The organism is Chryseobacterium sp. X308 (genome assembly GCF_020733145.1).
Lineage (GTDB): Bacteria > Bacteroidota > Bacteroidia > Flavobacteriales > Weeksellaceae > Chryseobacterium > Chryseobacterium cupriresistens.
Genome location: NZ_JAJFZH010000018.1, coordinates 1 through 26,974, shown reverse-complemented (window position 1 = coordinate 26,974; position 26,974 = coordinate 1). Strand labels below are relative to the sequence as shown.

The window sequence follows — 26,974 nt, the reverse complement described above, 5'->3', positions numbered from 1 at the left end:
ACAGTATTTTTTTATAACCCATAATTATATGATTGATAAAAGATTTATAGAAAAACTATTTATAGTATTGTTGTTAGGTCTTTTTCTACAATGTCAATATCAGGAATTACAAAAGACCGTGATTCCAAAAATTAGTAATGAATTTGAAAAGATTACCATACAGAATTCTAAGAAAAAAGATGATGACAGATGTATTGAAACTCCGGAAGGAAGAAAAGAAATATTTTCTGCATCTAAAGGTGGATATGGATTAAGTATTTACTATGAGAATTCTTTTTATAAATCAGATAAATTCTATTATAAAAATGGGTACATAAAAAATAAATCATTGTCATTTAACATGGGCCCGCCTGTAGGAATGTTATATTATTTTGATAAATCAGGTAAGCTTATTAAAGAAGAAAATACAGATGAAGGATATAGTTTTGCTCCGGAAAAGGTAGTAAAGTATTGTGAAAAGAATAAAATTGATCTTCCGAAAGGATATCATGATTCTGGGTTTTATACCCAGGTTAGAAAAGATGTTCTTGATGGTAAAAAAGTCTGGGTAATAGAATACCTTATCCCGGATGGAGATATTCAAAAAGTTGTTTTAGATGGTCAATCAGGTGCAGAACTGGAGAAAAAAGTGGTTCCGTTTGTGAGCCGTTAATAAATCTCTGAAAAGGTTAATCTTTTTCTATTTTGGCCGGAAAGAGATCCAGAAAAGTAATTTACTACAATAGTTCACCATCAGAACTACGATTAAAAACAAAAAACACCGTTGTTACTTCTCTATTTGAAGAATTAACTATCTTTATATCATTTAGAATAAAATAATTAATTTTAGCATCACAAAAAGAACGATTTTTTATGTCTTGGTAAAAGGGATGAAAAATAAAGATCAAAATCATCAAATCTGCATAATAAACAGAACGCAAATATATTAATATAAGAAAATTATAAATGGGAGTACTAGTAACCAACGAAACAGTAAAGCAACTATTTCATATTGCTCAGTCGATAGCGAAGGAAAACTATAATGGAACGTATGGAGGCCCGCATATCCTGCAGGCTTTAATGCATAAAGATATCGGCCTTAATGAATTCCTGAAAAGTATAGATAAAGATCCGGGTTATTTCTATGAATGGGCAGATGTCCGTATCGAAGAATATCCGAAAACCAGCCATCTTCCCGATGAAGTAGGACAGGATGATGCAGTGGATACCCTTATTGAAGAAGCTGATGATATCCGTTTAAAGCTTGGACTGGATGAGATTACTCCTATCTGCATCCTTACAGCCATTGTAAAACCACAGGTTGTATTTTCTCTTCAGCAGTTAAAATCACTTCCTTTGAGAGAACATGAGATCTTCAATCTGTACAGAAAAGATACTCCGTTTACTGTTTCAGAAGATGGAGATTTTTCATCATTATTTTCAAATGGTTCAGCAGATTATTCAGACTCTTCCTTTCCTTCCATTAAAAGCTATTGTGTAGACAGAACAGCGCAGGCGAGAAAAGGAGAAATCGAAAATATCATCGGAAGAGATAAAGAACTGAGAATGCTGGTGGAAATCCTTTGCCGAAGAAGCAAACCGAATGTGATCATCATCGGGGAGCCGGGAGTAGGAAAAACAGCTTTGGTAGAAGGTTTTGCTACAGAAATTATTAAAGGAAATGTTCCTGAAATGCTTAAAAACGGGACCCTTTTAGAACTGGACACCGGAGCATTACTGGCGGGAACTTCTTATAAAGGTGAAATTGAAGACCGCCTGAAAAAAGTAATCAATGAATGTAAGAAAATTGAAAAAGCCATTCTCTTCATTGATGAAATCCACACCCTTTTAGACCCGAAAGGAAGTATTGGAAATGTTGCTAATCTCCTTAAGCCTGAACTTGCGAGAGGTGAAATTACCGTAATCGGAGCTACAACGCAGGAAGAATACAGAAAAATTATAGAGCCGGAACAGGCTTTCAACCGTCGTTTTGAAGTGTTAACCGTTCTTGAACCGGATGAGAAAACCTGTGTCAAAATGATTGATGTACTATTGGAAGGCTACAAAAAACATCACGGAATTGAAGTGGAAAAAACAGCCCTTCCGGAATGTGTACGTCTGGCAAAAAGATATGCAAAAGGAAAAAAATTGCCGGATGCCGCTATTGACTTATTAGACAGAACAATGGCAGCCATCAAAATGCTTGATGAACTTTCCGAAAAGGAACTTGAAAGCTGGAAAGAAAGTTATGATGCGATTTTAACAGAAGAATATGCCGACAGCAAAGATAAAGCGGATGAACTGATCTGGACTTACAACCTGCTGAGAGATAAAATAAGCCCGATTCTCTGGGGATCACTGAGTGAGCAGCCGTCCATCGACAACTCTATGCCCGTAGATCAGATCCAGAAGATTATTGAAGATACTTACGCAGAACTTTTACAGCATGCCGCCAAAAAAAGAGAAAAAGTAGACAGATTGGAGCTTGCTGCTGTAATGGCCGCCAAAACCAATATCCCAATCGGGAAAATCCAGGCTCAGGAAAAAGAAAAACTCCTGAATATGGAATCTCTTCTGTTGAACAGAGTCGTAGGACAGAATCATGCACTAAAAATCCTTTCCGATGCTATTGTTGAAAACCGAAGCGGATTGAACAAACCGGGACAACCTATCGGATCCTTCTTCCTTCTGGGACCTACCGGAACCGGTAAAACAGAACTGGCGAAATCAATGGCAGAATTACTTTTCAATGACGAGAAAGCCATGGTACGCTTTGATATGTCAGAATTCAAAGAAGAACATTCTGCAGCTTTGCTATACGGAGCGCCTCCGGGATACGTAGGATATGAAGAAGGTGGTATGCTGGTAAACAAAATCAGACAACAGCCTTATACCGTTGTGTTATTTGACGAGATTGAAAAAGCTCACCATTCCGTTTTTGATGTATTCCTTCAGATTATGGATGAAGGAAAAGTTCATGATAAATTAGGTAAGGAAGGAGATTTCAGCAATGCACTGATCCTGTTTACCTCCAATATCGGAAGTGAAGAAATTGTAAAACAGTTCGAAGAAGGAAAAATTCCGGAATCATCTTCACTGATGCAGATTATGTCAAACTCCGGACGATTCAGACCTGAGTTCCTGGCAAGAATTACAGAGATCATTCCTTTTGCACCGATCACGGAATCCATTGCAGAAAGAATCTTTAACATTCAGCTGAAGTCACTTCATACTTCATTAACAAGATTGGGAATTGCTTTAAAAATTACTGATGAAGCGGTTAAAAATCTTGCATTAGGAGGATTCAGCAGCAAATATGGAGCAAGACAGATCTCTGGAGTCATCCGTGCACAGCTTGCAAGACCGATTTCTAAAATGATTGTCAGAGAAGAAGTAAAATCCGGACAGACGATTCATGTAGACTGGAATAAAGACGAAGAAAAACTAAGCTGGAAAGTAGATTAAGTATAAAGCAAAGGGTATTTGCAGCCAGCTTTTACCCTTTTGCTTATAAATAAAATTAAAATGAAAACAATTGTCAGAAATATCTTTACAGGTTTTCTATTATTAGGATCCGTGATTATGATCAACGGACAGTTTCTTGCTGCTTCCGACACTTCGGAAAGCAGTGTGAAAAAATATAAGGGTATCATTAATGCCAATAAAGATCTTGTAGAATTTATTGAACAGTTACTCCTTCAGAAAGGTCTTCCCAAACATTTGAGAAACCTGGCCCTGATTGAGTCCCATTTTGACAGAAATATTACCTCAGGAGCCGGAGCTGTAGGGATCTGGCAGTTTATGACAGCCCATGCCAACCAATACGGACTTACTGAGCAGGGACGTACCGATATTTATAAAAGTACCAAAACAGCTGCTATTTCACTGAGTAATCTTTATAAAAAGTACAATAACTGGGTAACAGTAGTCGCTGCTTACAACTGCGGAGAAGGGAATATTGCCAAAGCGATGGAAGCTGCAGGTTCTACCCAATACCATGAATTTTATAAATACCTTCCGGGAGAAACCATTAATCATGTGAAGAAATATCTTAATGCATGCTATGCAACAGGAGAACTTCAGAGTGTACTGAATAATTATAACTCTGCAAGAATCAACAAGATTTTCTTTCAGGGAGACCGGAAAGAGACTGCTGCAGCGCTTTCGGAAACAGAGATCAATGCAGGTTTCAACCTGAACATTGTTGCCGCTGAACTGAATGTAGAAGTAGATAAAATTCTTGCCTGGAATCCCGGAATTATGGAAGAGCTTCAGAAAAAAGGAGAAAGCCCCTTCTATCTTCCGATGGATCTGATGCCGGACTTTCTGCTAAGGAAAAATAAAATATTGGTTCGCTCCCTAAAAGAAGGAGGAAAAATTCAGCAGTAAAATATATCAACGATATAAAAAAGCAATCAGCCAAACTGATTGCTTTTTTTATGGTACAATCTGTTAAAAACAGACCGATTTTTTACTAATAAAATCTTAATATTTCTCAATGATGTGGAAAATTATTGATTTTTCATGCTTGTTTTTAATGAGTTAAAATCCTGTGTTAATAAAGTTTGTGGTAGGTTTTTTAAATCCAATGTCGTAGAATTACGACAAGAAATCGTAGAATTACTACAAATTTTCAGATTTCCATTCAAAAGCTTTGTTTAGCGGAAAAGAGCCTCTATATTTGCTAACACAATCACCGAATCACAAAATATTAACGATTAAAATTTACAATCATGGCCGAAAGAAATTCAAGAGGAATCTTAAAATTCAACAACGGAGAAGGGCAAAAGCTGTTAAAAATGAACTACAGCGTATCAAGATCTACAGACGTTTCAGGACGTGTAGCATCAGATCCTTCCAACGCATTGATCAAAGTTACAGTAGAAGCTACTGAAAAATCAGACATCCTTGAAAGCTTACTGAACGGTAAATACAAACCGACCGTAGGAGAGATTACTTTCAACAAATCTCACGAAGAAGGAACACTGATCACTTTGAAATGGGAGAACGGATACGTAATCCAGCACGAAGTAGATTTCGATGCTATTGACAGCAACAGTATGCTGATCAGCTTCGTAGTAAGCGCTGAAACCATCGACTACGGTACTTCCCAGTACGCAGGACTATGGCCTTCAGCAGGTAAATAAGCCTATTCATCATCTTAGTAAAAATAAAATTGGTACAGAACAGCTCTTGTAAAAGTTTGCTGTTCTGTTTTCTGCTTTACAATAAGTTTCAGATAAGCATCACTTACAGAAACCAATATCTGGAATTTACAAAGCCTGTAATGATACCTACAGCATCAATTCAACATTTATTAACTTAAAAACACGTAACACTATGTTTCAAGATGATAAAATTAGAGTAAAGAATTCTCAGCAATCTATCAGCCAGGATACAGAGAGGATAAAAAAAACTGCGCAGGAAAATGCGGTTACGAAAGCAGAGGAAAAGGTAAACCAGGCAGGGAATAAAATAAAAAAGACAGCAGAAGCGGCACAGCATTTAAATTCAGCACAGGAAACAGGAAAGTTTCTGAATCAAACGCTGGTTTCTAACGACCCTTCCGTTGTTGAGACAAAAGTATGGGCCAAACAGCCTACTTCAAAAATACATAATGCAGAAGCAATTTCTCAGAGCTATATAGCAGGAATCAACCGGGTGATCAAGCTTGATGTAATCATAGAAGGTGAGATCATTAATCATTTCAAGCATTTTAAGCTGATACAGAGTGCTACCAGGCACCATGAATTCAGTCTGATGCTGGCCCATGACACTTTGGGTAAACCGGAAAATCACAACCTGGAAGAAGCTCAGAAATTTTTAGGAAAAAGAATCACAGTTGTTTTCAAATATAAAGATATTGAGAAAGGAGCCGAACGTAATTTTGTAGGAGTGGTTACAGAAGTAGGCTTCAGCCAGGAGAAAGGAAGTCTTGGAAATATTATCATCAAAGGCTACAGCCCAACTGTACTTCTGGATGCTGCTCCTCATATTCAGAGCTTTGGAGGAAGCCAGCCTGTAAGTTTGAACAGTATTGCTGATCAGGTAATTAAAGAAGGGCTGGGACAGCATAAATTTGATTTCAGAGTAGATGCCCAGCATGGAAATATATCGTACAGTTCACAGTATGAAGAAACTCATTATAATTATCTCGCAAGAATGGCAGAAGCTTATGGAGAGCAGTTTTATTATGATGGAGAAGTTCTGCACTTCGGAAAGCTGCCGCCACAGGAGAAACCTGTCAGGCTTACCTATGGAAGCAGTGTAAGTGACATAGCCATCAAAATGAAGGCCCAGCATGTAAGTCCCACTTTTTATGGTTATAATAGCAGTAAAAATGAGAAGCTGACAGCTGGCAGTTCGAAAATTAACCATACTTCAGATATTGCAAGACGTGCTTACGAAATATCAGAAAAAACTTTTACCACTCCTTCTTTGAGAGTGGCGCCTATTAAAGCATCTTCCTTTATGGATATCAATGCTTCCCAGAAGGGAACCGCAGGAAGCAAAGCTGCAGAAGTTTTCGTTACTTCGGGAACTACAACAGTTCCTTTCTTATATCCGGGATGTATCGCAGATATCGAAATGCGTAAAACAGAGAGTAATGAAACCTCTTATTTTACAAAACTGATGATTATTGAAGTTTCTCACGAAGTGGATGCCAGAGGCTATTATGATGGCAAATTTGAAGCAATTGCAGCAGATACAGGATTTATTCCTCGTCCCGAATTTCAGATGCCCAAAGCAGAAGCCCAGTTTGGAAAAGTAATTTCAAATACAGATCCTTTAAATCAGGGAAGAGTACGTGTGCAGTTCGATTGGCAAAGCGGACCTGATACTACTGAATTTGTCCGCGTAATGACCCCGGATGCAGGAAGTAGTGATAAAGTAAATAAGAACAGAGGATTTATGGCTGTTCCGGAAGTGGGAGACCAGGTTATTGTCAATTTTGTACATCAGCATCCGGACCGTCCGTTTGTGATGGGAGGAATGTTCCATGGGGGAATAGGTGGCGGTGGCGGAGCCGGTAACAATATCAAAAGCCTGAGCAGCAGAAGTGGAAATAAATTAGAATTAAATGATGGTGAAGGCTCTGTATTTCTGACGGATCAGGGTGGGGCCAACATGAAGTTTGACGGGGCAGGAAATGCCCAGACGAATGCCAATAACAATAAAACGGTTAACGTAGGAAATAATAATACGGTAAATGCCGGCAGTACAAATTCTATTAATGTCGGAGGAAAAGAAGGCGGGGCAGCCAATTCAGTCCTGACAATGGACGCAGCCGGAAATATTGCTCTGGAAGGAAAAACAAAAATTGAATTAAGAGTTGGTGAAAACAGTATCACAATCACTAAAGAAGGGATTACTATCTCTGCAAAAGAAGGAATGCTGGATTTGAATTCATTAAAAAATGCATTACTGGTAACACAGGATAACCTGAGTATTCACAGTAAAGCAGTCACTTCAATGAATGCTACAGGAGATATATTTATTACCGGAAGTACTGTTGATATCAACTGATGTCGCGAATATATTCTAAAAACGTATTAAAACATGACTTTGGAACCGAATAAAGTTGAAAAAAATGACCAGCTGGCAGGATTCAAATATGCCTGGTACAAAAAAAGAGAATATAATATCAATATAAAATCCTATCTTACTTTAGGAACAGGAAAAGCCAACCAGACGGAAATAGAAGAAGACTGGGTAGTAATACCGGGAGAATATAATCATATTACCATACAGTCTTCTACCCAGCGATATATTCAGGCAGACGGGCAGATGCAGCCATTTTATGAAATTCTTGAAAAAATAAATAAAGCGACTGAGGTTGTTGAATTATCTTTAAATACGGATAAAAGTATCCACGAAGTAACCAATAAAAATGAAATTGTAAGCAGGTGGGAAGAGATAAAGAAGGATCTGCATTTTTTTGAGCTGGTAAAAGAAAGTTATAAGGTATTTATTCAGATCTATGATAAAGAGTTTAACAATATAGATCGTAATATCAGACAAAACTTTTTGTATCAGATCATGTTTTATCCTTTACCGGCATTCAGCGGGGGAAGTTTTACAGATGAAATTCCTGTAAGAACAGCTTTGTCAACCCTTTTCCCGGGAGAAGAACTTGAGTATAGTTCCTCGTATAAAATTTTAAAAAACAAAGAAGGAGGTTTCACTGTGAAACTGGATGGAAAAAGTAAAGGAAATCAGTCCCGCTTTGAAAGTATTTATAAAGATAAATATCAGAGAACGCTCGGAAATGCTCTGGAATATAAGTATGCCATTGAGGGAGAATATCTTTATAATGAAGATTCTGTACTATCAGAGGTCATATTTCATGTGAAAGAAGAACTGAATGAAAAGATGATCTATGTATGCAGGTACCACATAAGATTAAGTGAAAAATAACAATTAATACGATCACTATGAGTCAATTATATATCGCACAGGATACTCCGCTTACTTGTAGTAAAGGCCGAAGACTTATAGGAATTGGAGTCAGTTCCCAGTCTTCTGTAAAATTGAAAAAAGGAGCTAAGCTGATGGCCACGGAAAAGGACCGTTTTAAAGACAATTTTATCTGTCCTGAAATGATGATGGCAGGAGCATTAGCAGGGGTAGCAGTAGCGGCAGCTTTCTCTGGTGGGCTTTTTGTTTTAGCGGCAGCCGCCTGGGCAGGAAGTGCCCTCATAGATGACTGCCTCAATATCTGTTCATTTCTATGCAAGGGAAGCGACTGGCAAAATACCCATCCAAAAGTAAAAATTGAAAATAAAAAACCTCTGTTGCAAAATTCCAGTCTACACTGTTTCATAGGAGGTAAAATCACCTTTCATTTACCCGTTGCCCAGCTGCAGGAGGCCTCTATTGCCAGTAGAATGGCCCAGGATTCTTACGAGGATAATAATGGGAAGAATACCAGTATTGATGGGTACACACGAATCAATACAGATGATCAGGCTGAGCTGGATAAGCTGTTCGGTCCGGGAGTGTTAACCAGCAAAGATTTCAATACTAATAAAGATAACGGCTTCTTTTCCTCTTTATATTATAATAAAGAAACAGGAGATTATTTTGTGGCATTTAGAGGTTCAGAACCTAAAGGAATGCAGTTTTATCATGACTGGTTCATCGAAGATGGAGGACAGGCGCTTGGTTTCGCAACGCCTCAGATAGAAAAAACGAGAATGCTTGCGGAAAAAATGGATAATGCGACCGGAGGAAAAGTGAAATTTACCGGACATTCATTAGGAGGAGGAAACAGTGCCATGGCTTCCTATTACACAGGACTTCCGGGATATACCTTCAATGCAAGAGGAGTACATGGCAATACACTCGATTATCTCGATAAAAAAGGAGCCGTAAAATCAACTTCAAGCATTATCAATTACAGTACAAGTAATGATATTCTTAACGGGCTGCAAAATAACAGGGAAGGTTTGCTCTCTACATTAGCTTTATCCAGAATTCCGGGGCTCAATAAAATTGCAATTTTCGGAGGTCTTACAGGAGGTGTTCCGAGAGCGCTGGGAGAACAGAATGAAATCTTCGGGTACATTGATGATAATGAAGGGCTTGGCCTAAAAACCATTGGAAGCGGACATAGCGCATATAATGATGCGTTTCAGGCGATGCTGGCCACTATAAATACTGATGTTGTAGCTAATAATATATAATATGAAACCATTTATTTTAATAATACTTTCTATCATGACACTTTTTTCCTGTTCAGATTTTAATCTTAGGTCGCGTAAAAACGAAAATAGAAATCAATATCCTCCTTCAAGAATGTTTACAGGAGACGGTTTATCAGCTGCCCAGAAAATGTTTGATGGAGATCTGAAAGGCATGGAAGAAATTATTAAGGAAAAAAATATTGATATCAATAAATTACAGGAGAACACAGGGTATACTTTACTGATGTATGCTTCTATTATTGAAGATTTGAAAGCTATGGAAAAGCTTTTAGAGCTGGGAGCTGATCCCAATATTATAATACCTCATGAAGGTTTTGAGTCTCCTCTGAATCATGCTGTAGCACTTAATAATTACGAAATGCTGCAATTACTTTTCAAATATAAAGCCAGTCCTAACCCAGCTGTAGGGAATTCCCCGTTATCTGATGCAATGACCCTTGGAGGTGAGGAAAGTACCGAAAAGAAAATGATTGATTACTTACTTCAGAATGGCGCTGACATCAATAATGTTTCTTATAACGGAAGCAACATTATGGAAAGTGCAGCCAGGGATGATCTGGATATGGCAGAATACTTTCTGTCCAAAGGAGGATTGCCTAAAATAAAAGGAACAGACCTTTGCCCAATGGCAGATTATATTCAGTATAAGGAAAAGCAGAAAAGTGACCGTAATCTGCCAGACTCTCCTTATTATCAAAAATTATTCGGAATTAAAAAACAGCTGGTTGATCAATATAATGTAGCGTTCCCGTATAAGAAAGACACAATAGAAGAAGCAAAACTTAGAATAAGACAGTATGAATCTTTAAGTTCTAAAGACAAGCTATCCGTGAATTTCAAAAAAAATTACGGAGAAAATCTTTATCAGGAAGATTTAAACAGAGTTAAAGGAAAATGACAGTGTTTATAACATGATTATTCCGGACGATTTTTTGTCTTTGACGTATGAAATATTTTAATTTCAAAGATTTTCTGTTTTTGATGTAACGTGTTTATAACTAGTGTGTTAATTTAATATATAAATCCATTGTCGTAGAATTACGACAAGAAATCGTAGAATTACTACACTTTTTCAGATTTATATTCAAAATTTTTTTTAAGCAGTAAAGAGCTTCTATATTTGCTAACACAATTACTGAATAACAATATTAACGATTAAAATTTACAATCATGGCCGAAAGAAATTCAAGAGGAATCTTAAAATTCAACAACGGAGAAGGACAGAAGCTGTTAAAAATGAACTACAGCGTATCAAGATCTACAGACGTTTCAGGACGTGTAGCATCAGATCCTTCCAACGCATTGATCAAAGTGACAGTAGAAGCTACTGAAAAATCAGACATCCTTGAAAGCTTACTGAACGGTAAATACAAGCCGACCGTAGGAGAGATTACTTTCAACAAATCTCACGAAGAAGGAACACTGATCACTTTGAAATGGGAGAACGGATACGTAATCCAACACGAAGTAGACTTCGATGCTATTGACAGCAACAGTATGCTGATCAGCTTCGTGGTAAGTGCTGAAACCATCGACTACGGTACTTCCCAGTACGCAGGACTATGGCCTTCAGCAGGTAAATAAGCCTATTCATCATCTTAGTAAAAATAAAATTGGTACAGAACAGCGGACAAGAGACGCTGTTCTGTTTTTTATTTAACAGGATCAGAATTTTTAAAATCATATCAAAGTAATATATCTCTTGAAGGTGTAATAATAAATTTCTGTTTATGCCCTTAATATATTTGTTATAAGGTATTTATATTCCGTTTTTAAATCTAATGTCGTAGAATTACGACAATAAATCGTAGAACTACGACATCAAATCGTACAATTACGACACTTTTTCAGATTTCCTTTCAATTGCTTTTTTTTCAAAACCAGGGGCTTTATCTTTGTTATATAATTATTGAATTACAATTTATTACTAACGATTAAAATTTACAATCATGGCAGAAAGAAACTCAAGAGGAATCTTAAAATTCAACAACGGTGAAGGGCAGAAACTGTTAAAAATGAACTACAGTGTATCAAGATCTACAGACGTTTCAGGACGTGTAGCATCAGATCCTTCCAATGCATTAATCAAGGTGACAGTAGAAGCTACTGAAAAATCAGACATCCTTGAAAGCTTACTGAACGGTAAATACAAGCCGACCGTAGGAGAGATTACTTTCAACAAATCTCACGAAGAAGGAACACTGATCACTTTGAAATGGGAGAACGGATACGTAATCCAGCACGAAGTAGATTTCGATGCAGTAGACAGCAACAGTATGCTGATCAGCTTCGTAGTAAGTGCTGAAACCATCGACTACGGTACTTCTCAGTACGCAGGACTATGGCCTTCTTCAGGTAAATAATCCCATAAACTTAAATAAAAAAAGGAACAGTGTACCTTCGGGTATGCTGTTTTGTTTTTTTAACCCCATCCCGAACCTCACATCCCAATACCCCGAAACCCTTCCTCAAACTATCAACTTTTACTCCTATTTTCTTATATTTGTTCATTATTCAAAATATGGACGCAACACAAGATAAAAGGCTGTTTCTCATCGATGCTTATGCGATGATTTTCAGAGGATATTACGCATTAATCAGGAATCCGAGACTCACCAGCAAAGGTCTGGATACTTCTGCCATCTTCGGTTTTACCAATTCTCTCATCGAATTGATCAGAAGAGAAAAACCAACACACCTGGCAGTAGTTTTTGATGTTGGACAGGCCAGTGTAAGAACTGATGATTTCTCAGAATATAAAGCCAACAGAAGCGAAACTCCCGAAGCAATCAAAATTGCGATTCCATATATTCACAAAATTCTGGAAGCAATGCACATCCCGATTCTTGGGGTAGAAGGATATGAAGCCGATGATGTCATTGGGACTATTGCATGCAAAGCCGAAAAAGAAGGATACACCACCTTCATGGTGACACCGGATAAAGATTTTGCACAGCTGGTTACGGATAAAATTAAAATTTATAAGCCAGGTTTAAAAGGCGGTGACATTGAAATTTTAGGAGTAGAAGAAGTAAAGGCAAAATATGAGATTGATGATCCTAAGCAGGTGATTGATTTCCTTGCAATGATGGGAGATGCCGTAGATAATATTCCTGGATTGGAAGGAGTAGGAGAGAAAACTGCTATGAAATTCCTGAAAGAATTCGGCAGCATTGAAAATTTATTAGCCAATACGGATAAACTGAAAGGAAAACTGAAAGAAAAAGTAGAAGCTTCCGCAGAACGTGGTATTATGTCTAAAAAATTAGCCACTATCATCTGTGATGCTCCTGTAGAATTCCATCAGGAACAATACGACCTGGAAACTCCGGATTTTGAAAAAGTAAAAGAGGTCTTTGACGAAATAGAATTCAGAAGGTTATACGAAAACCTTTACAGGGCTTTTGCTCCTGCTGCTGTAGAAACAGTAGTTGTAAGCGAGGTAGAAGTTAAACAGACTCCGGCCGGAACCGAAGTAAAAGGACAGGTTATGCAACTTGATCTTTTTGCCAATTTTGAGGAACTGGATCAGGCAACTTCTACAAAGTCTACGATTGAGAATAATGATCATCTGTATCAGTTTATCAATAATCCGAAGGCACAGAAAAAGCTGGTTGACAACCTGCTGCAGCAGAAAGTGGTGTGTTTCGATACGGAAACGACATCATTAAATGAACTTGAAGCAGAACTGGTAGGAATGAGCTTCTCTTATAAAAAAGGACTTGCCTACTACATTCCTCTCTCTGAAAACAGGGAAGAAGTGTTGCAGACCCTGGAGATTTTCAGACCGTTTTTCGAAAAAGAAGACCTGCTGAAAGTAGCGCACAACCTTAAATTTGATTACAAAGTTTTAAAACAATACGACATCACCGTGAAAGGCGCCATGTTTGATACCATGATTGCCCACTACCTCCTGAACCCGGACGGAAGGCACGGGATGGATTATCTCTCAGAAGTATATCTGAACTATAAACCGGTATCCATTGAAACCATTATCGGAAAAAAAGGGAAAAAACAGGGGAATTTCAGAGATGCTGATCTGAGAACACAAACAGATTATGCAGCAGAAGATGCAGATGTAACTTTCCAGTTGTATGAGCTATTCGCACCACAGCTGAAAAAGGAGAACCTGGAAGAGCTTTTCTTTAACATTGAAATGCCTCTTATGGAAGTACTGGCAAAAATGGAACTTGCAGGAATTTCTCTGGATGAAAAATGGCTGGCGCAGGAAAGTGTTGACCTTGAGAATGATCTGAAACAGCTTGAAACAAAGATTTTTGAACTTTCAGGAGAAGAATTCAATATGAATTCACCGAAGCAGCTGGGAGAGATTCTGTTTGAAAAATTACAGCTCGATCCAAAAGCGAAGAAAACAAAAACAGGGCAATATGCAACATCAGAAGATGTGCTTCAGAAGCTGAATTCAAAACATGAAATCATCAAACACATCCTGGAATACAGAACGTACCAGAAATTAAAATCAACCTATGTAGACGCTCTGCCTTCACAGATTGAGAAAAAAGATAACAGAGTACACACCAATTTCTCACAGACCACAGCGGCTACAGGCCGTTTGGCAAGTGTAAACCCCAACCTGCAGAATATTCCGATCCGAACGGTGAGAGGACAACAGATCCGTGGAGCTTTTGTTTCCGGAGAAGGAAAGAAGATTATTTCTGCCGATTATTCACAGATTGAACTTCGTTTAATTGCTGAAATCTCAGGAGAAGATAATATGATCAAAGCCTTCCAGGATGGAGAAGATATCCACGCTTCTACAGCAGCAAAACTCTTTAAAATTCCTTTGGCTGAGGTATCCAAAACCCAGAGAAGCCAGGCTAAAACTGTAAACTTTGGAATTATCTATGGACAAGGAGCTTTTGCTTTGGCAGAACAAACCGGATTGTCCCGTACAGAAGCTAAACAAATGATCGAAGCATATTTCGAAACCTATCCGAAACTGAAGGAGTATATGGCTGAGCAGGTGAGCAAAGCACGCCAGTTGGGGTATGTGGAAACCATATTGGGAAGAAAGCGTCATCTGAAAGATATCAATTCCAACAATTTCGTGGTAAGAGGTCATGCAGAAAGAAATGCGGTAAACGCACCGGTTCAGGGAAGTGCTGCCGATATCGTTAAAATTGCCATGATCAAAATCGCCAGAGAGCTTGAAGAGCAGCAGCTTACAACAAAAATGCTTCTTCAGGTACATGACGAACTTGTTTTTGAATCTCCGGTAGATGAGATTGATGCCGCTTCAAAACTGATCAAAACTGAAATGGAAAATGCCCTGAAAACACAGGTTCCTTTATTGGTAGAGATTGGTGTAGGAAATAACTGGCTTGAAGCACATTAAATACTTAAAATTATACCTTAAATAAAAAACTTCCGTCTTGTAGACGGAAGTTTTATTTTGTTAGAACTGGAAAGCTTACTCCTGTTCTACAGAATTGTAAACATTGGTAACAACTTCATCAGGAGAAACATTTTCAAATAAGAATCTTTCTTTTTTTACCTGTACTTTTTTAGTTTCAGACGGCATTTCTTCTTCCATGGTATTTACTGTTTCCAGTGTTACTTTGCCTTTCATAGGCTCATAATAGAGGGCAGAGTGAGAACCCGCACCCATATTATACGTTTCAACATAGGTAAGAATCAGGTTGTCATTTATATATTTGAATTTACTGAACTGATTACCGTAAGGTCCGATATCATAAAGATTGATATTCAATATTCCTTTTTCAATACTGATGTCTTCAGGATCGTGTATTTTATAGCCAGATTCATTGTATTCATCGGGAAGAACGGTTTCAGAACTTTTAAATAACCGGTATGTTTTGTCAGGATTCTTTAGAAGGACTATCATAGTTCTCTGTGCTAAAGTGTCGTCTTTTTTTCTTAAAACCAAAGCTTTATCAGGAAGTCCGTCATGGTTGAGATCACCTTCGGTTTCGTATTGAATTTCATATTGACTGGATACAAAATCTGAGACTTGTTTTCCTGCTGTCGACTGTTCCTTCTCAACTGGTGCCGTATCCTTTTTTATAATGCCCGAAGAGTTTTTCGGAGCCTGCGTTTTGGTTTTGTTACATGAATAAGCAATTAAAGAAGCAAAAAGTAAAGTAGAAATGATTTTTTTCAATGGTTTTTGTTTTTAAGATACAAATCTAGCTTTTATTTCCTGATAATGTAAAATTACAACACACAAACATCCCAGTACGGTAACAGGTAGAAAGGAAAGTGAAATTGTATATTGGATTTCCGAATTGAAATCGTAAGTACTCCAGGAAGATTCCCTTTCTACAAATAGGGTGTAGTTCCAAAATAACCAGACAAAGATCAGGAATAGGAACTCGACTGAAGCCTTGAAGACAATCTTTTTAACAAAGAAAAGCAGAGAAAAGACAATTGATAAGAACCCACCGGCTATAAGGGATATATACACCGCATCTTCAAAAAATGAACAGTCTATACAGCCGCTTGAAACACGTTCTGAAAGGGTTCCCATTGACCAGTAAAATTGTAAGAATGTAACCACTGAAATAAAGGTGGTACTAATGAACCATCTTTTCAAAAAAGAGTAGAATTGATGAGGTTTGGATTCTTTCATGATATTCAAATATCTGAATTATTTTATTATTCTTATCATGGCTAAATCATCTGTAGGTTTTACTCCGTATTGATGTTCCAACTGCTTTAGTTTCCTGTTAAGCATTTCTTCAGTTTCGCTATTCTGACGGTCTATCATTAAATATTCAGCAAAATTGATCATTTCTTCAGAATTCGTTTTTTTAATTTTTGAAAAGCTCAAAATACCATCAGTAGCAATGGAAACATCATCCAGACAATCAAAAAATAATTTCTGAGACTGACGGGGATACCATTCTTCAAAGTCTTCATAAAGATGATAAGCTAAATAATCCGGTCTATTATTACGGTCAAATTCTGTGATATTTCCATTGATACAGACAACTCCGTCACCAATGGTTAGGATGAATCCTTCGTCCTTTGTGATGTCGTAAACCAGGATTATGAGAGTAGATAACAACTCTTTTTCGTCCAGCATCAGATGATTTTTTACAAATTTGAGTTCATTGAATAAACCTTTTATGATTTTTTTGAGCTCTTCTTCCAGACTCTGCTGGCTGCCTTTTTCATATAAAGCCTTGTAACCGTTTTCAATAATGATTTTACGTAAAATCTTTCCAGTAAGTGTTGACGCAAAATGACTGTCCATAGCTGTAGAGCATCCATCCATCACAGCACACAAAATCTTATCAGAACTGATTTTTTTGATGAGAAGATCATCTTCACAATGATTAATATGATAATCTCCGATTTGTAGAGTAGAATATAAATTCATTACATGCTAAAATAGATTTATTTTTTTAAATGTAACCTTATTTCATCCTCATTATAGGTATAAAAATAGCAACAAGTGATCACACGTCTCATGAAATCACTTGTTGCCGGTGTTGAGAAAGCAGTTTTGCTTTGGTTATTAAATATCGTATTCTATTTCTCCCACATAATGCAGTGAAAAATCATCATTTTCTACAGAAACCGGATTAGGAATGACAAATCTTGTGGCGAAAATAATAGCATTTACGGGCGTATCCAGACTGAGTTCGTTTAATTTATTTTCCAGAGCCGGAAGCCATTGGTCAGCATAAGAATACTCTGCAAACTTATCATAAAGACTAAGGCTTTCATCCTCAAAGCCATATTCTATAAAATCATCATCAAACCATTTGATGTTCTGTGATTCTGCAAACCTGGAAACATACTGATCATCAGTTTCTTCCTCTATATAATAATTTTCATCCTCTTCTACAAAGTTGTAAAAATCTTCTTCCTTCTTGAAATATCCTAACCAGAAGTGTGAAATTTCTTTATCCATAATTGTATATAAGTATTATTTTTTTTGATTTTTTTTAAGTGACATTTTTCTGCGTTGATGAATATCCCTTTTATACAAGAAAATTTCCGCAATTAAAATGTAACATTACAAAAGTTTTTCGTGAAACAAATTTTTGGGGCAGCAACGCAAAATCTCCTCAGCAAAGATAGTTCCTTAATAGGATTTATTGTAAATTTATTCTCTGTTTAAATTATAAAAGATGGATTTTCTTCAGGACCATTATATTATTAAAAATGAATTGCTGCTGATCCTTATTTCAGTTATTCTGGGACTGTTTATTGGTGCTGAACGTGAATACCGTAATAAGTCGGCCGGTCTCAGGACCTTTATTCTCGTGTGCTTCGGTGCCTGTCTGTTTACCATACTTTCTATAAAAATAGGCGTGGAAAATCCGGATCGTCTTGCCGCCAATATCATTACAGGAATCGGATTTCTGGGCGCAGGAGTCATTTTCAAAGGCGATAATAAAATTGAAGGAATTACCACAGCAACCACTATCTGGGCAACTGCTTCTATTGGAATGGCTGTAGGTTCCGGCTATGTTTATATTGCATTGTTGGGAACTACGTTGGTATTACTTATTTTAAGCGCTCTGACTTATCTCCAGAATTTTATTGATAATTATAATAAAGTAAGGGAATACAAAATTGCCGTAACAGACTCGCAGGATATTAAATATTGTGAAAATATATTTAAAGAAAATCATTTAAGATATCAGATGCTTAAACAGCAATATTCCCAGGAAAGCTTTACCGTTATATGGAGGCTTACCGGGAAAAATAGTCATCATGAGGAAGTCATCAGCCGTCTGGTGGATGATCCGAAAATTAAAGCGTATCAGTTTTAGACCGTAAAAGAGCAAAAAAATAAAGGCCGAAGCCTTTATTTTTATTTTTTCTTAAATACATAAAGATCTTTGTTAGGGCCATCGATCTCTTTTCCTTCCATATCCAGTTGGATCAACATATTCTCACCCACTTTATATTTATATTGGGCTGTTTTCCCTTTTAAAGTAATCATGCTTCCTGTAGCATCCCATTCAAAAGAACCTTTATCCTGATTTTTTGAATTTCTCTCAAGATATTCCTCCGTAATACTGAATGTTTTATCATCATTCAATGTTAAAGATGTCTTTATTCCCGGACAGTCTGCACAAGGAACTGTTGCTTCATAAGTTCCGGCCCAGTCCAGAGCATTTTCAGACGTATCACCAGCAGCTGTAGGAGTAGCTTTAGTGATGCTGTCTGCAGCAACAGGTTGTACAGCCGTAGCAGAATCTGTAGTCGCTGTTGTTTCAGTGGTTTCTTTTTTAGAACATGAAGCAAGGAACAGAGCTGATGCCATTCCCAACATGAGCATTTTAGTTTTCATCATAATAATTAATTTAAGGATGTTTTTAACAATAAAGTTACTTCCAATCAACAAAAATTGAGCCAGAAGAATATTGAACAGCAGATTGAGCAATGGTGAATAGTCAATTCGCTTCGCTTGTTAATTTTTAATGAATTTACTTACTGTTTGATTATAAAAATTCACTATTCACTTGCGAAGCAAGATTCACTATTGACCATCTCTATTTTCAAAAACGAACTCTTAGTAACTTTTCCGCCCGTTTTATAAAGCCTGTTCATATTTTTCTTTGTAAATTGGGGCAAAATTTTGATTATGACAAAAAAGATACTTTTATCTGTATTTCTTTTGCCAGCTGCAATGGCATTTGCGCAACAATATGGAGGAATGTGGATTCCTACAGAGCTGAATGAAAAGGAAATGAAGGATTTAGGAATGAAGATTTCTGCAAAAGATATTTTCAATCCTCAGAAACCAAGCATTAAAGATGCGGTTGTACAGTTTAACGGCGGATGTACTGCAGAAATTATTTCGCCTAAAGGATTGCTTTTAACGAACCATCACTGTGGTTTTGGGCAAATTCAGGCACACTCTACCGTTCAGAATGATCTTCTTTCAAACGGATTCTGGGCAAAAAATACAGAAGGTGAACTTCCTAACCCGGGAGTAAAAGTAGATTTTATTGTAGATATAAAAGAAGTTACTGATCCTATTTTAGAAGGTACGGACAATCTTACAGAACCTGAACTTACTAAAAAGATCAACAACAATATTGAGGTGTATAAAAACTCTCAGAAAATTGAATCTTACCAGTCGATCATGGTAAAACCAATGTATTATGGAAACAAATACTATGCTTATACCATCGAAACGTATAAAGATATCCGTCTTGTAGGAGCTCCTCCTCAAAGCATCGGTAAATTCGGAAGCGACACAGACAACTGGGTTTGGCCGAGACACACCGGAGATTTCTCGATGTTCAGAATTTATGCAGACAAGAACAACAAACCTGCAGAATATTCAAAAGACAATGTACCATACGTTCCAAAGCACTATTTACCGGTTTCTATCAAAGATAAAAACGAGAACGATTTTACTTTTGTTTTCGGATTCCCGGGAAGAACTACAGAATACCTTCCTGCAATCGCTGTAGAGAAGATCATGAAAGATATTGACCCTGCAAGAATTGCGGTACGTGATGTGGCTCTGAAAACGTTGGACGAAAAAATGCGTGTTGATAATGAAACCCGTATCAAATATGCGTCAAAATATGCTTCAGTAGCCAACTACTGGAAAAAATGGATCGGTGAAGTAGAGGGATTGAAAAAATCCAATGCTGTAGAAAAGAAAGTAATGTATGAAGGTTCTTTGGTCGCTAAAAATCCTGAGATCAAAAATACTTTGGATCAGCTGAATAAACTGTACAACGATCAGGCTCCTTATGCATTAAACAATGCTTACTATACAGAAGTAATCAAAAATGCGGAGACTTTGAAGCTAGCTGGTGATTATTATGACTTCGTTGCGTCTGTAGAAGCAGGAAGAATGGATGAAAAGGAACTTTCAAAGTTAAAAACAAAATTAATTTCTTTCTATAAAGATTACAGTGCAGAGCTTGATGCAAAAGTAACTGCAAAACTATTGGCTTTATACGTTAACAAAACTGCACCTCAGTTTTTACCGGCAGGATTCAGCAAATATAAAGATGAGAACGCTAATATTCCTGTTGTAGAAGATATGTCTAAAAACTCTGTCATTACAGGAAGAACTGCTGTAAACGGAGGAACTTTAACTGCTGATATTGATAAAGCATTTTCTAATCAGGATAAACTGATCAGAACTTTAAAGAAAGATCCTATTTATCAATTATATGTTTCGATGAAAGAAACCTATATGAAAACTGCAGATCCGCAATACACTTCAATGCAGGCAAAGATTGATGCTTTGCAGAAAAAGTTCATGGCCCAGCAGATGCAGACGGATAAAGACAGAAAATTCTTCCCGGATGCCAACTCAACACTTCGTGTAACTTACGGTAAAGTAAAAGGTTCCACTCCTAGAGATGCTGTTTCTTACGGGTACCAGACTCACCTTGCAGGAGTAATGGAAAAGTATGTTCCCGGAGATTATGAATTTGATGTTCCAAAGAAACTGATTGATCTTTACAACAAAAAAGATTTCGGAATCTATAAAGATAAAACAGGTGATGTTCCTGTAGGATTCACTGCTACCAACCATACAACCGGAGGAAACTCAGGAAGCCCGGCTCTTGATGCCAACGGAAACCTTGTCGGATTGAATTTCGACAGACAGTGGGAAGGAACAATGAGTGACATCAATTATGACCCGCGTTTCAGCAGAAACATCATGGTAGATACAAAATATATTCTTTTCATTATCGATAAGTTCGCAGACTCAAAGTGGATTGTTGATGAAATGAAGATCATAAAATAATTTTAAAAGTTATACCTTTAAGAATCTATTTGAATTTAATTTTGAATAGATTCTTTTTTATTTACAATAGGATGAAAGAAAGGATCATCAATGTTTTGGCAGCTTTTGAAACTGGGAATATCGGAAAATCATTTCCGCTGGATTACTGTCTGCCTCTTTATCACAGTGTTTCCGACAAAGAACTTCCTCATTTAAAACATGTGATCCGTTATAAGACTACTCAGCAGTTTGAAGACGATCTGGACCATATGGCCAGTAATTTTCAGTTTGTGAACTGGCAGGAGTTTAAGGATTACAGGGCCGGAAGCTTTAAACCTTCAAAAAAAATTGCCCTTTTAACTTTTGATGATGGTTTCAGAGAGTTTTACGATATTGCGGCTCCCATTCTGGAACGAAAAGGAATATATGCCTGTAATTTTATCAATCCGGCTTTCATAGACAATAAAGAGATGATGTTCAGATGCAAAGCGAGCCTTCTTGCCGATGCTGCTGAAAAAATAAAAACCATAGATCCCGAAATTTATTTTATCCTGTCATTGAAAAATATGGATAGAAGGGTTTTACAAAAGAAAATTTTATCCATAAATTATCAGGAAAAAGATATTCTGGATCTGCTTGGTGAAAAACTTGAGGTAGATTTTAAAGCCTATTCAAAACAGTACCAACCTTATTTAAGTACGGATCAATTAAAAGGACTTACCCGTAAAGGTTTCGGAATTTCTTCGCACAGCTGGGATCATCCCAAATATGGCGATTTGTCTTTGAAAGAACAGATGACAACAACCGACAGAACCTTTGCCTATTTAAAAGAAAATGGTTTTTTGTACGAAAGTTTTGCATTCCCTTTTACCGATTTTGAAGTAAAGAAAGATTTTTTTGATGAACTTTATAAAAATGAAGAGATCTACTGCAGCTTTGGGTGTGCCGGTATAAAACAGGACAGTGTGAAGAGAAATTTTCAAAGAATTCCAATGGAAATGGGAGAGAGCGGAGCACAGATATTGAAAAAAGAAACAGCTTACTTCAGATTGAAAAGCCTGATAAATAAAAATACGATTGTGAGAAAATGATAACGCTGAAAACATTCAATAGAAATGAACTGGAAGATTTTATATCCTCCGGAGCTTTCCGGCAGTATGATTTTCTTCCGGTTACCAGACACCGTGCGCTGTCTCATATTCAGAATCCAAAAGCAGCAGACGAAGATACACTTCTTATTCTTGCTTTTTATGAAGAAAAACTGATCGGTTATGTGGGATGTTTTCCGGATTGTTTTATCATTGATGGAAAAGAAATCCGCTATGCCTGGCTCAGTACCCTGTATGTAAACCCGGAATACAGAAAAAAAAGACCGGCGAAAGCATTGCTGAAAAAAGTTTTTGAAGAATACGAAGGCCGGATTGCCATTACAGAATTTACCAAAGAAGCAGAAGCACTCTACAATATTATGGGTGTTTTTGAATATGTCTTTCCCAAAGAAGGCAAACGCTACTACTTCAGAACCGATGCTGCTAAAATGATTCCTGAAAAGAAACCGGGAACACAACCGTTGAAACCTCTTTTTCAAATTCTGGATGCCGCTGCCAATGGAGTGATCTCAATAAAGAACCTGGCCGCACCAAAACCAGATTTTAAATATGAAATTCTGGATCACATCGACAAAGAAAGTGCAGATTTTATGAACAGGTTTCCCGGGATGCGCAATGCAGACGAAATCAATTCTTTTATAGAAAATCCCTGGGTTTTGGAAGGCAAAAAAGATGAAAAATACCTGTTTTCAAGTTTTGCTGACAGCTTTAAATATTTCTGGATAAAAATTTTAAATAAAAATAATAAGATTACATCCTGTTTTCTATTACAGCTTCGTGATGGCTATCTTAAAATACCTTACCTTTTTACGGACGGTAATTTCGATGAGGTTATCCGGTTTTTACAGTATTTCATTGTTACCCATAAAGTAAAAGGCTTTACTTCTTACCAAACCGCACTGAACAGCGAAATACAACAGTCAAAAGTATTTTCCCCTATCTATGAACGTGATTTTAAAAGGGACTACCTGTTTCATAAAAATCTTTTGGAATTGCTTCCCGGTCATTTTAACCCAAACTATCAGGATGGTGACGGAGATTGTATGATGACGTAATAGATTGATAAATGATGAATTATCATTCATCACTTATAAAAAAACAAACCGCCCAATAGAATGATCAGGCGGTTTGTTTTTAATGTCCGAAAATATCTTTCAGACTTACTTCTTTAAATATTCCCATTTTGTTGACAGCTTTCATATCAAGATTCTCTTTTTTGCCGATAATAGCGGTGTTAAAATGTATTGATTTGACTTCTGTCTGATAAAAATGTTTGATATCCTCAAATGCCAGCTGCCGGATCTGTTCGTAAATATCTTTTCTGAAATCATGATAGATATTTAATTTCTGTAGTCTTAAGGTATTGAAGAATATATTGTTTCGGGTAACCCTTGTTGAAGCAATCTGTTTCAAAGCTGCATTTCTGGCATTCTCAAACTGAATAGGGACTTCCGGAAGCTCGTTCATCAGTTCATTCAGGGTATCCACCGCGATCATCAGCTTGTCAGGCTGGGTTCCGATATAAGTCGTTACATAATCAGGATGGTTCAGCTCAGAATTTGCCGCGTAAGATACATAGGCAGAGTAGGCAAGGCTTTTACTTTCCCGCATCTCCTGGAAAACAATAGAAGATAATCCTCTTCCGAAATATTCATTGAAAACATTGATCTTTCCGAAATGAAGCGGGTTCACCTCGTTTCCTTTACCAATCTTGCTCATTTCCATCTGAACCATATCATAGTTGATGAAATACACGTTTCCTCCGGTTGCCGGTTCCGGATACAGTTTGGCTTCCGGTATCTGAAGGCTTTCAGGTTCTATGTACTCACCAATGTATTTTGTAAAGGTTTCAAAATTTTTACCATAGAAAAATACCTGATAAGGATATTGGAAAAGCTTTTTCATTCTGTCTGTAAAAACTTCAGCACTGCTGTTTTCAAGCTCTTCCTTAGAAATAACATCCGTAAAACGTGAGTTGCTGCCCAGCTTTGTATAATTGTTCAGGGCTGTTATAATCCGGTTTTTATCTTTCTTCATGGCCTGACGGTTTTCCAGTACTGTTCCCACAAACTGATTATAGATTTCCTGATCAGGCTGCACATCGCGCATCCAATGCTGAAGAAGGGCAATTCCTTTTTCTATATTTTCTTCCAGTCCGCTCAGCGAGATGGTCAGCTGATTGTTCGTTGTTTTAAAATCATTGCTGATTCCGATTTTGAAAAATTCCTTTTTTAAATCCTCCGGTGAAAGGGTATCAGTTCCCAAATACTGAAGAAGCTGAGTTGAAACCCCTAAATCTCTGTCATGATCACTTCCAAAAGAGAAAATAAAATGTACCTGAGCAATATCGTTGTATTTATTCTTTACGAAACTTAATTTCTTTCCGTTAAGCTGATCTGTAACGATTTCTTTTTGATAATCAATAAATTCAGGCTTGATATCCTCAGTTTTATCCGCTAAAATCTCTTTCAGAAACTCTGACTGCGTATCACGGTTGATCTTAACAGGAGTGATTCCTGGATTTTCAACCCTGATCAGTTTGTCGTTTACCCCTTTTTCTTTATTCACAACCACATAGTTTTCCTTGAAAAACTCATTGGCAAAATTCACTACGTCATCTTTGGTGAAAGAAGCATACTCATCCATTTCATTCAGTTCCTCTTCCCAGGTTCTTCCTTTTATATAAGAATCGTAAAGATTGGTGGCAAGACCTTCGGCGGTTTCAAGACCTTTCATTCTCTGCAGTTTGAAATCATTGATGATAGCTGGCAGCATCCAGTCCGGAAAATCTCCTTTCTTGATCAGTTCAATTTCATCCAGTACCATATTCTTTGCTTCCTCGAGAGTCTGTGTTTCCTTAGGAACCGCAACAATAGAAAAATATCCATATTGTTTTAACCCTACAGAAAAAGCCTGAGCCCAAAGCATCTTCTGAGTCTGATTAATATGTAGATCCAATAATCCGGCTTCCCCTCGGTTGCTGAGAATATTGGCAACTATATCAGCCAGCATTGCTTCTCTTGTTCCATAGCTATCCGTTCTCCATGCAAGCTGAGTACGTGGAGTAGTAGGGCTTTTTACCGTTCTGACTACAATTTCTGTAATAGGCTGTTCAGTAATGGCTGTCTTTTTAGGAAGCTCCTTATAAGGTAGAGTCCCGAAATATTGATCGATTAATTGGATTGTCTCATCGAAGTCAAGATCCCCGACTAGTACCATAGCATAATTATTAGGAACATAATATTCATCAAAATACTTATGAATAGCCTTCATCGATGGATTTTTCAGGTGTTCCGGTTTTCCCAGTGTCGTTTGCTGTCCATTAGGATGAGTCGGGAAAAGAGCATCCATCAGTTCGTAGCTCACAAGTCTTGTGTCATTGTCCTGCGCTCTGTTGAACTCTTCATACACGGATTCCAGCTCAGTATGGAAAAGACGAAGTACAATTTCAGAGAACCTTTCCTTCTCTATTTTCAGCCATTTTTCAAGTTCGTTATTCGGAATATTGTTTTTGTAAACCGTTTCATCAAACCAGGTATGCGCATTGGTACCACTGGCTCCCAGAGAAGAAATCGCTTTATCATATTCATTGGCAATGGCATATTGGCTGGCTTCCTGGGAAACTTCATCGATCTTCTTGTAGATTTCCCTTTTCTTTTCAGGATTCTGTTCCGCTTTATGTTCTTCATATAAAGCCGAGATCTGATCAAGAAGTTCTTTTTCCTTTTCCCAGTTCTGGGTTCCGATTTTTGAAGTCCCTTTAAACATCATATGCTCAAGATAATGAGCCAGCCCCGTATTATCAGCAGGATCATTATTGCTTCCTGTTCTTACCGGAATGAAGGTCTGTATTCTTGGAGCATCAAAATTCTGAGCAAGAAAAACCTTTAATCCATTGTTCAAAGTATAGATTCTGACGTTATTTTCGTCATGGGTTACCGTAATATATTCGTATTGGTTTTTATCCGTATGTACCGTTTCCGTATATTTTCTGTCTGTCATATAAAACTCATTTCATTCCTTAGAAACCGGAATGGACTACAAATGTAAGGATTCAAAAAAAATGTTGATCTTTTTTTATCATTATTACATCTATTGCTGCAGTTGAAAAAGTGAATTATAAGCAAGAAACAGCTATGCAGAAGAGAAGAAGCTTTTTAATTCCTCATCCCAAACCCTCAAACTTTTTCACTCTCCAACACTCCAACACTCCAACCCTCCAACACTCGAACTTTATTAGGAGCTATTTCCTGCTATCCATTCATACTCCTCGCGCCCTCGCACTCCAACGCTGTCACCCTGATCGAAGCCGAAGGGCCCCACACCTAAAACCCACCACCCTCCAACCCAAGCTGCGGGGTAACCATTGCTATCAGGGCTAGGGTAGGAGTCGCGAATGATAAGTGATGAATGATAAATGATGAGGTTCGGGTTATTGTGTTGCGAGTTTCGGGTTTCGGGTTTCCAGTTAGAAA

The 26,974-nt window shown here is 37.4% G+C and carries 21 protein-coding genes; 15 read left to right on the top strand and 6 right to left on the bottom strand.

Features of this window, described 5'->3' with window-relative positions; genetic code table 11:
* Positions 1-28 precede the first annotated feature (28 nt).
* The 11 genes from LIV57_RS17295 to polA all read left to right on the top strand — a co-directional run bounded on the left by LIV57_RS17295 (position 29) and on the right by polA (position 15,042).
* Positions 29-652 carry a hypothetical protein gene (locus tag LIV57_RS17295; protein ID WP_227943612.1) on the top strand — a complete coding sequence of 208 codons (624 nt, stop codon included), beginning with the start codon at positions 29-31 and terminating at the stop codon, positions 650-652.
* A 293-nt stretch (positions 653-945) separates the two neighbouring features.
* Positions 946-3,444: an ATP-dependent Clp protease ATP-binding subunit gene (locus LIV57_RS17290; RefSeq protein WP_227943611.1), complete on the top strand. Its 2,499-nt coding sequence runs from the start codon at positions 946-948 to the stop codon at positions 3,442-3,444.
* A gap of 60 nt (positions 3,445-3,504) precedes the next feature.
* Positions 3,505-4,368 (top strand): lytic transglycosylase domain-containing protein, encoded by an 864-nt coding sequence (locus tag LIV57_RS17285; RefSeq protein WP_110011671.1) that lies wholly within the window; start codon positions 3,505-3,507, stop codon positions 4,366-4,368.
* A 344-nt stretch (positions 4,369-4,712) separates the two neighbouring features.
* Complete coding sequence (gene tssD / locus LIV57_RS17280) at positions 4,713-5,126, top strand: type VI secretion system tube protein TssD (protein WP_053328223.1); 414 nt, start codon at positions 4,713-4,715, stop codon at positions 5,124-5,126.
* Positions 5,127-5,319: 193 nt separating this feature from the next.
* Complete coding sequence (locus tag LIV57_RS17275; RefSeq protein ID WP_227943610.1) at positions 5,320-7,506, top strand: type VI secretion system Vgr family protein; 2,187 nt, start codon at positions 5,320-5,322, stop codon at positions 7,504-7,506.
* A 33-nt stretch (positions 7,507-7,539) separates the two neighbouring features.
* Positions 7,540-8,397, top strand: coding sequence for a hypothetical protein (locus tag LIV57_RS17270; protein WP_227943609.1), 858 nt, complete (start codon positions 7,540-7,542; stop codon positions 8,395-8,397).
* 17 nt (positions 8,398-8,414) lie between these two features.
* On the top strand, positions 8,415-9,665 hold the full coding sequence (locus tag LIV57_RS17265; RefSeq protein ID WP_227943608.1) for a PAAR-like protein: 1,251 nt from the start codon (positions 8,415-8,417) through the stop codon (positions 9,663-9,665).
* A gap of 1 nt (position 9,666) precedes the next feature.
* The gene (locus tag LIV57_RS17260) at positions 9,667-10,584 is read left to right on the top strand and encodes an ankyrin repeat domain-containing protein (RefSeq protein ID WP_227943607.1); all 918 of its coding nucleotides are present in this window, start codon (positions 9,667-9,669) and stop codon (positions 10,582-10,584) included.
* Between the two features lie 272 nt (positions 10,585-10,856).
* Positions 10,857-11,270: a type VI secretion system tube protein TssD gene (gene tssD / locus LIV57_RS17255; RefSeq protein ID WP_053328223.1), complete on the top strand. Its 414-nt coding sequence runs from the start codon at positions 10,857-10,859 to the stop codon at positions 11,268-11,270.
* Between the two features lie 365 nt (positions 11,271-11,635).
* The gene (gene tssD / locus LIV57_RS17250; protein ID WP_062675327.1) at positions 11,636-12,049 is read left to right on the top strand and encodes a type VI secretion system tube protein TssD; all 414 of its coding nucleotides are present in this window, start codon (positions 11,636-11,638) and stop codon (positions 12,047-12,049) included.
* Positions 12,050-12,207: 158 nt separating this feature from the next.
* Positions 12,208-15,042, top strand: coding sequence for a DNA polymerase I (gene polA, locus LIV57_RS17245; protein ID WP_227943606.1), 2,835 nt, complete (start codon positions 12,208-12,210; stop codon positions 15,040-15,042).
* A 75-nt stretch (positions 15,043-15,117) separates the two neighbouring features.
* Here polA and LIV57_RS17240 read toward each other — a convergent pair whose 3' ends face one another.
* From LIV57_RS17240 to LIV57_RS17225, 4 genes are all read right to left on the bottom strand, one after another.
* On the bottom strand, positions 15,118-15,828 hold the full coding sequence (locus tag LIV57_RS17240; protein ID WP_227943605.1) for a hypothetical protein: 711 nt from the start codon (positions 15,826-15,828) through the stop codon (positions 15,118-15,120).
* A 12-nt stretch (positions 15,829-15,840) separates the two neighbouring features.
* Entirely contained in the window at positions 15,841-16,296 is a 456-nt protein-coding gene (locus LIV57_RS17235) for a hypothetical protein (protein ID WP_227943604.1), read from the bottom strand.
* Between the two features lie 18 nt (positions 16,297-16,314).
* Complete coding sequence (locus LIV57_RS17230; RefSeq protein ID WP_227943603.1) at positions 16,315-17,049, bottom strand: protein phosphatase 2C domain-containing protein; 735 nt, start codon at positions 17,047-17,049, stop codon at positions 16,315-16,317.
* A 138-nt stretch (positions 17,050-17,187) separates the two neighbouring features.
* Complete coding sequence (locus tag LIV57_RS17225; protein WP_227943602.1) at positions 17,188-17,586, bottom strand: immunity 22 family protein; 399 nt, start codon at positions 17,584-17,586, stop codon at positions 17,188-17,190.
* Positions 17,587-17,806: 220 nt separating this feature from the next.
* On the opposite strand from LIV57_RS17225, the gene LIV57_RS17220 reads away from it, so the two are divergent.
* Complete coding sequence (locus LIV57_RS17220; protein ID WP_227943601.1) at positions 17,807-18,454, top strand: MgtC/SapB family protein; 648 nt, start codon at positions 17,807-17,809, stop codon at positions 18,452-18,454.
* Between the two features lie 41 nt (positions 18,455-18,495).
* Here the strand turns inward: LIV57_RS17220 and LIV57_RS17215 are convergent, their stop codons facing one another.
* Positions 18,496-18,981, bottom strand: a complete 486-nt coding sequence (locus tag LIV57_RS17215) for a copper resistance protein NlpE (protein WP_227943600.1) — start codon at positions 18,979-18,981, stop codon at positions 18,496-18,498.
* Positions 18,982-19,272: 291 nt separating this feature from the next.
* Here LIV57_RS17215 and LIV57_RS17210 point away from each other — a divergent pair, with 291 nt between their 5' ends.
* The 3 genes from LIV57_RS17210 to LIV57_RS17200 all read left to right on the top strand — a co-directional run bounded on the left by LIV57_RS17210 (position 19,273) and on the right by LIV57_RS17200 (position 23,554).
* Entirely contained in the window at positions 19,273-21,411 is a 2,139-nt protein-coding gene (locus LIV57_RS17210; RefSeq protein ID WP_227943599.1) for a S46 family peptidase, read from the top strand.
* A gap of 71 nt (positions 21,412-21,482) precedes the next feature.
* Complete coding sequence (locus LIV57_RS17205; protein WP_227943598.1) at positions 21,483-22,481, top strand: polysaccharide deacetylase family protein; 999 nt, start codon at positions 21,483-21,485, stop codon at positions 22,479-22,481.
* Complete coding sequence (locus tag LIV57_RS17200; RefSeq protein WP_227943597.1) at positions 22,478-23,554, top strand: GNAT family N-acetyltransferase; 1,077 nt, start codon at positions 22,478-22,480, stop codon at positions 23,552-23,554. Before LIV57_RS17205 ends, LIV57_RS17200 begins: the two co-directional genes overlap by 4 nt.
* A gap of 79 nt (positions 23,555-23,633) precedes the next feature.
* Here LIV57_RS17200 and LIV57_RS17195 read toward each other — a convergent pair whose 3' ends face one another.
* Positions 23,634-26,501, bottom strand: coding sequence for a M16 family metallopeptidase (locus LIV57_RS17195; RefSeq protein WP_227943596.1), 2,868 nt, complete (start codon positions 26,499-26,501; stop codon positions 23,634-23,636).
* Positions 26,502-26,974 lie beyond the last annotated feature (473 nt).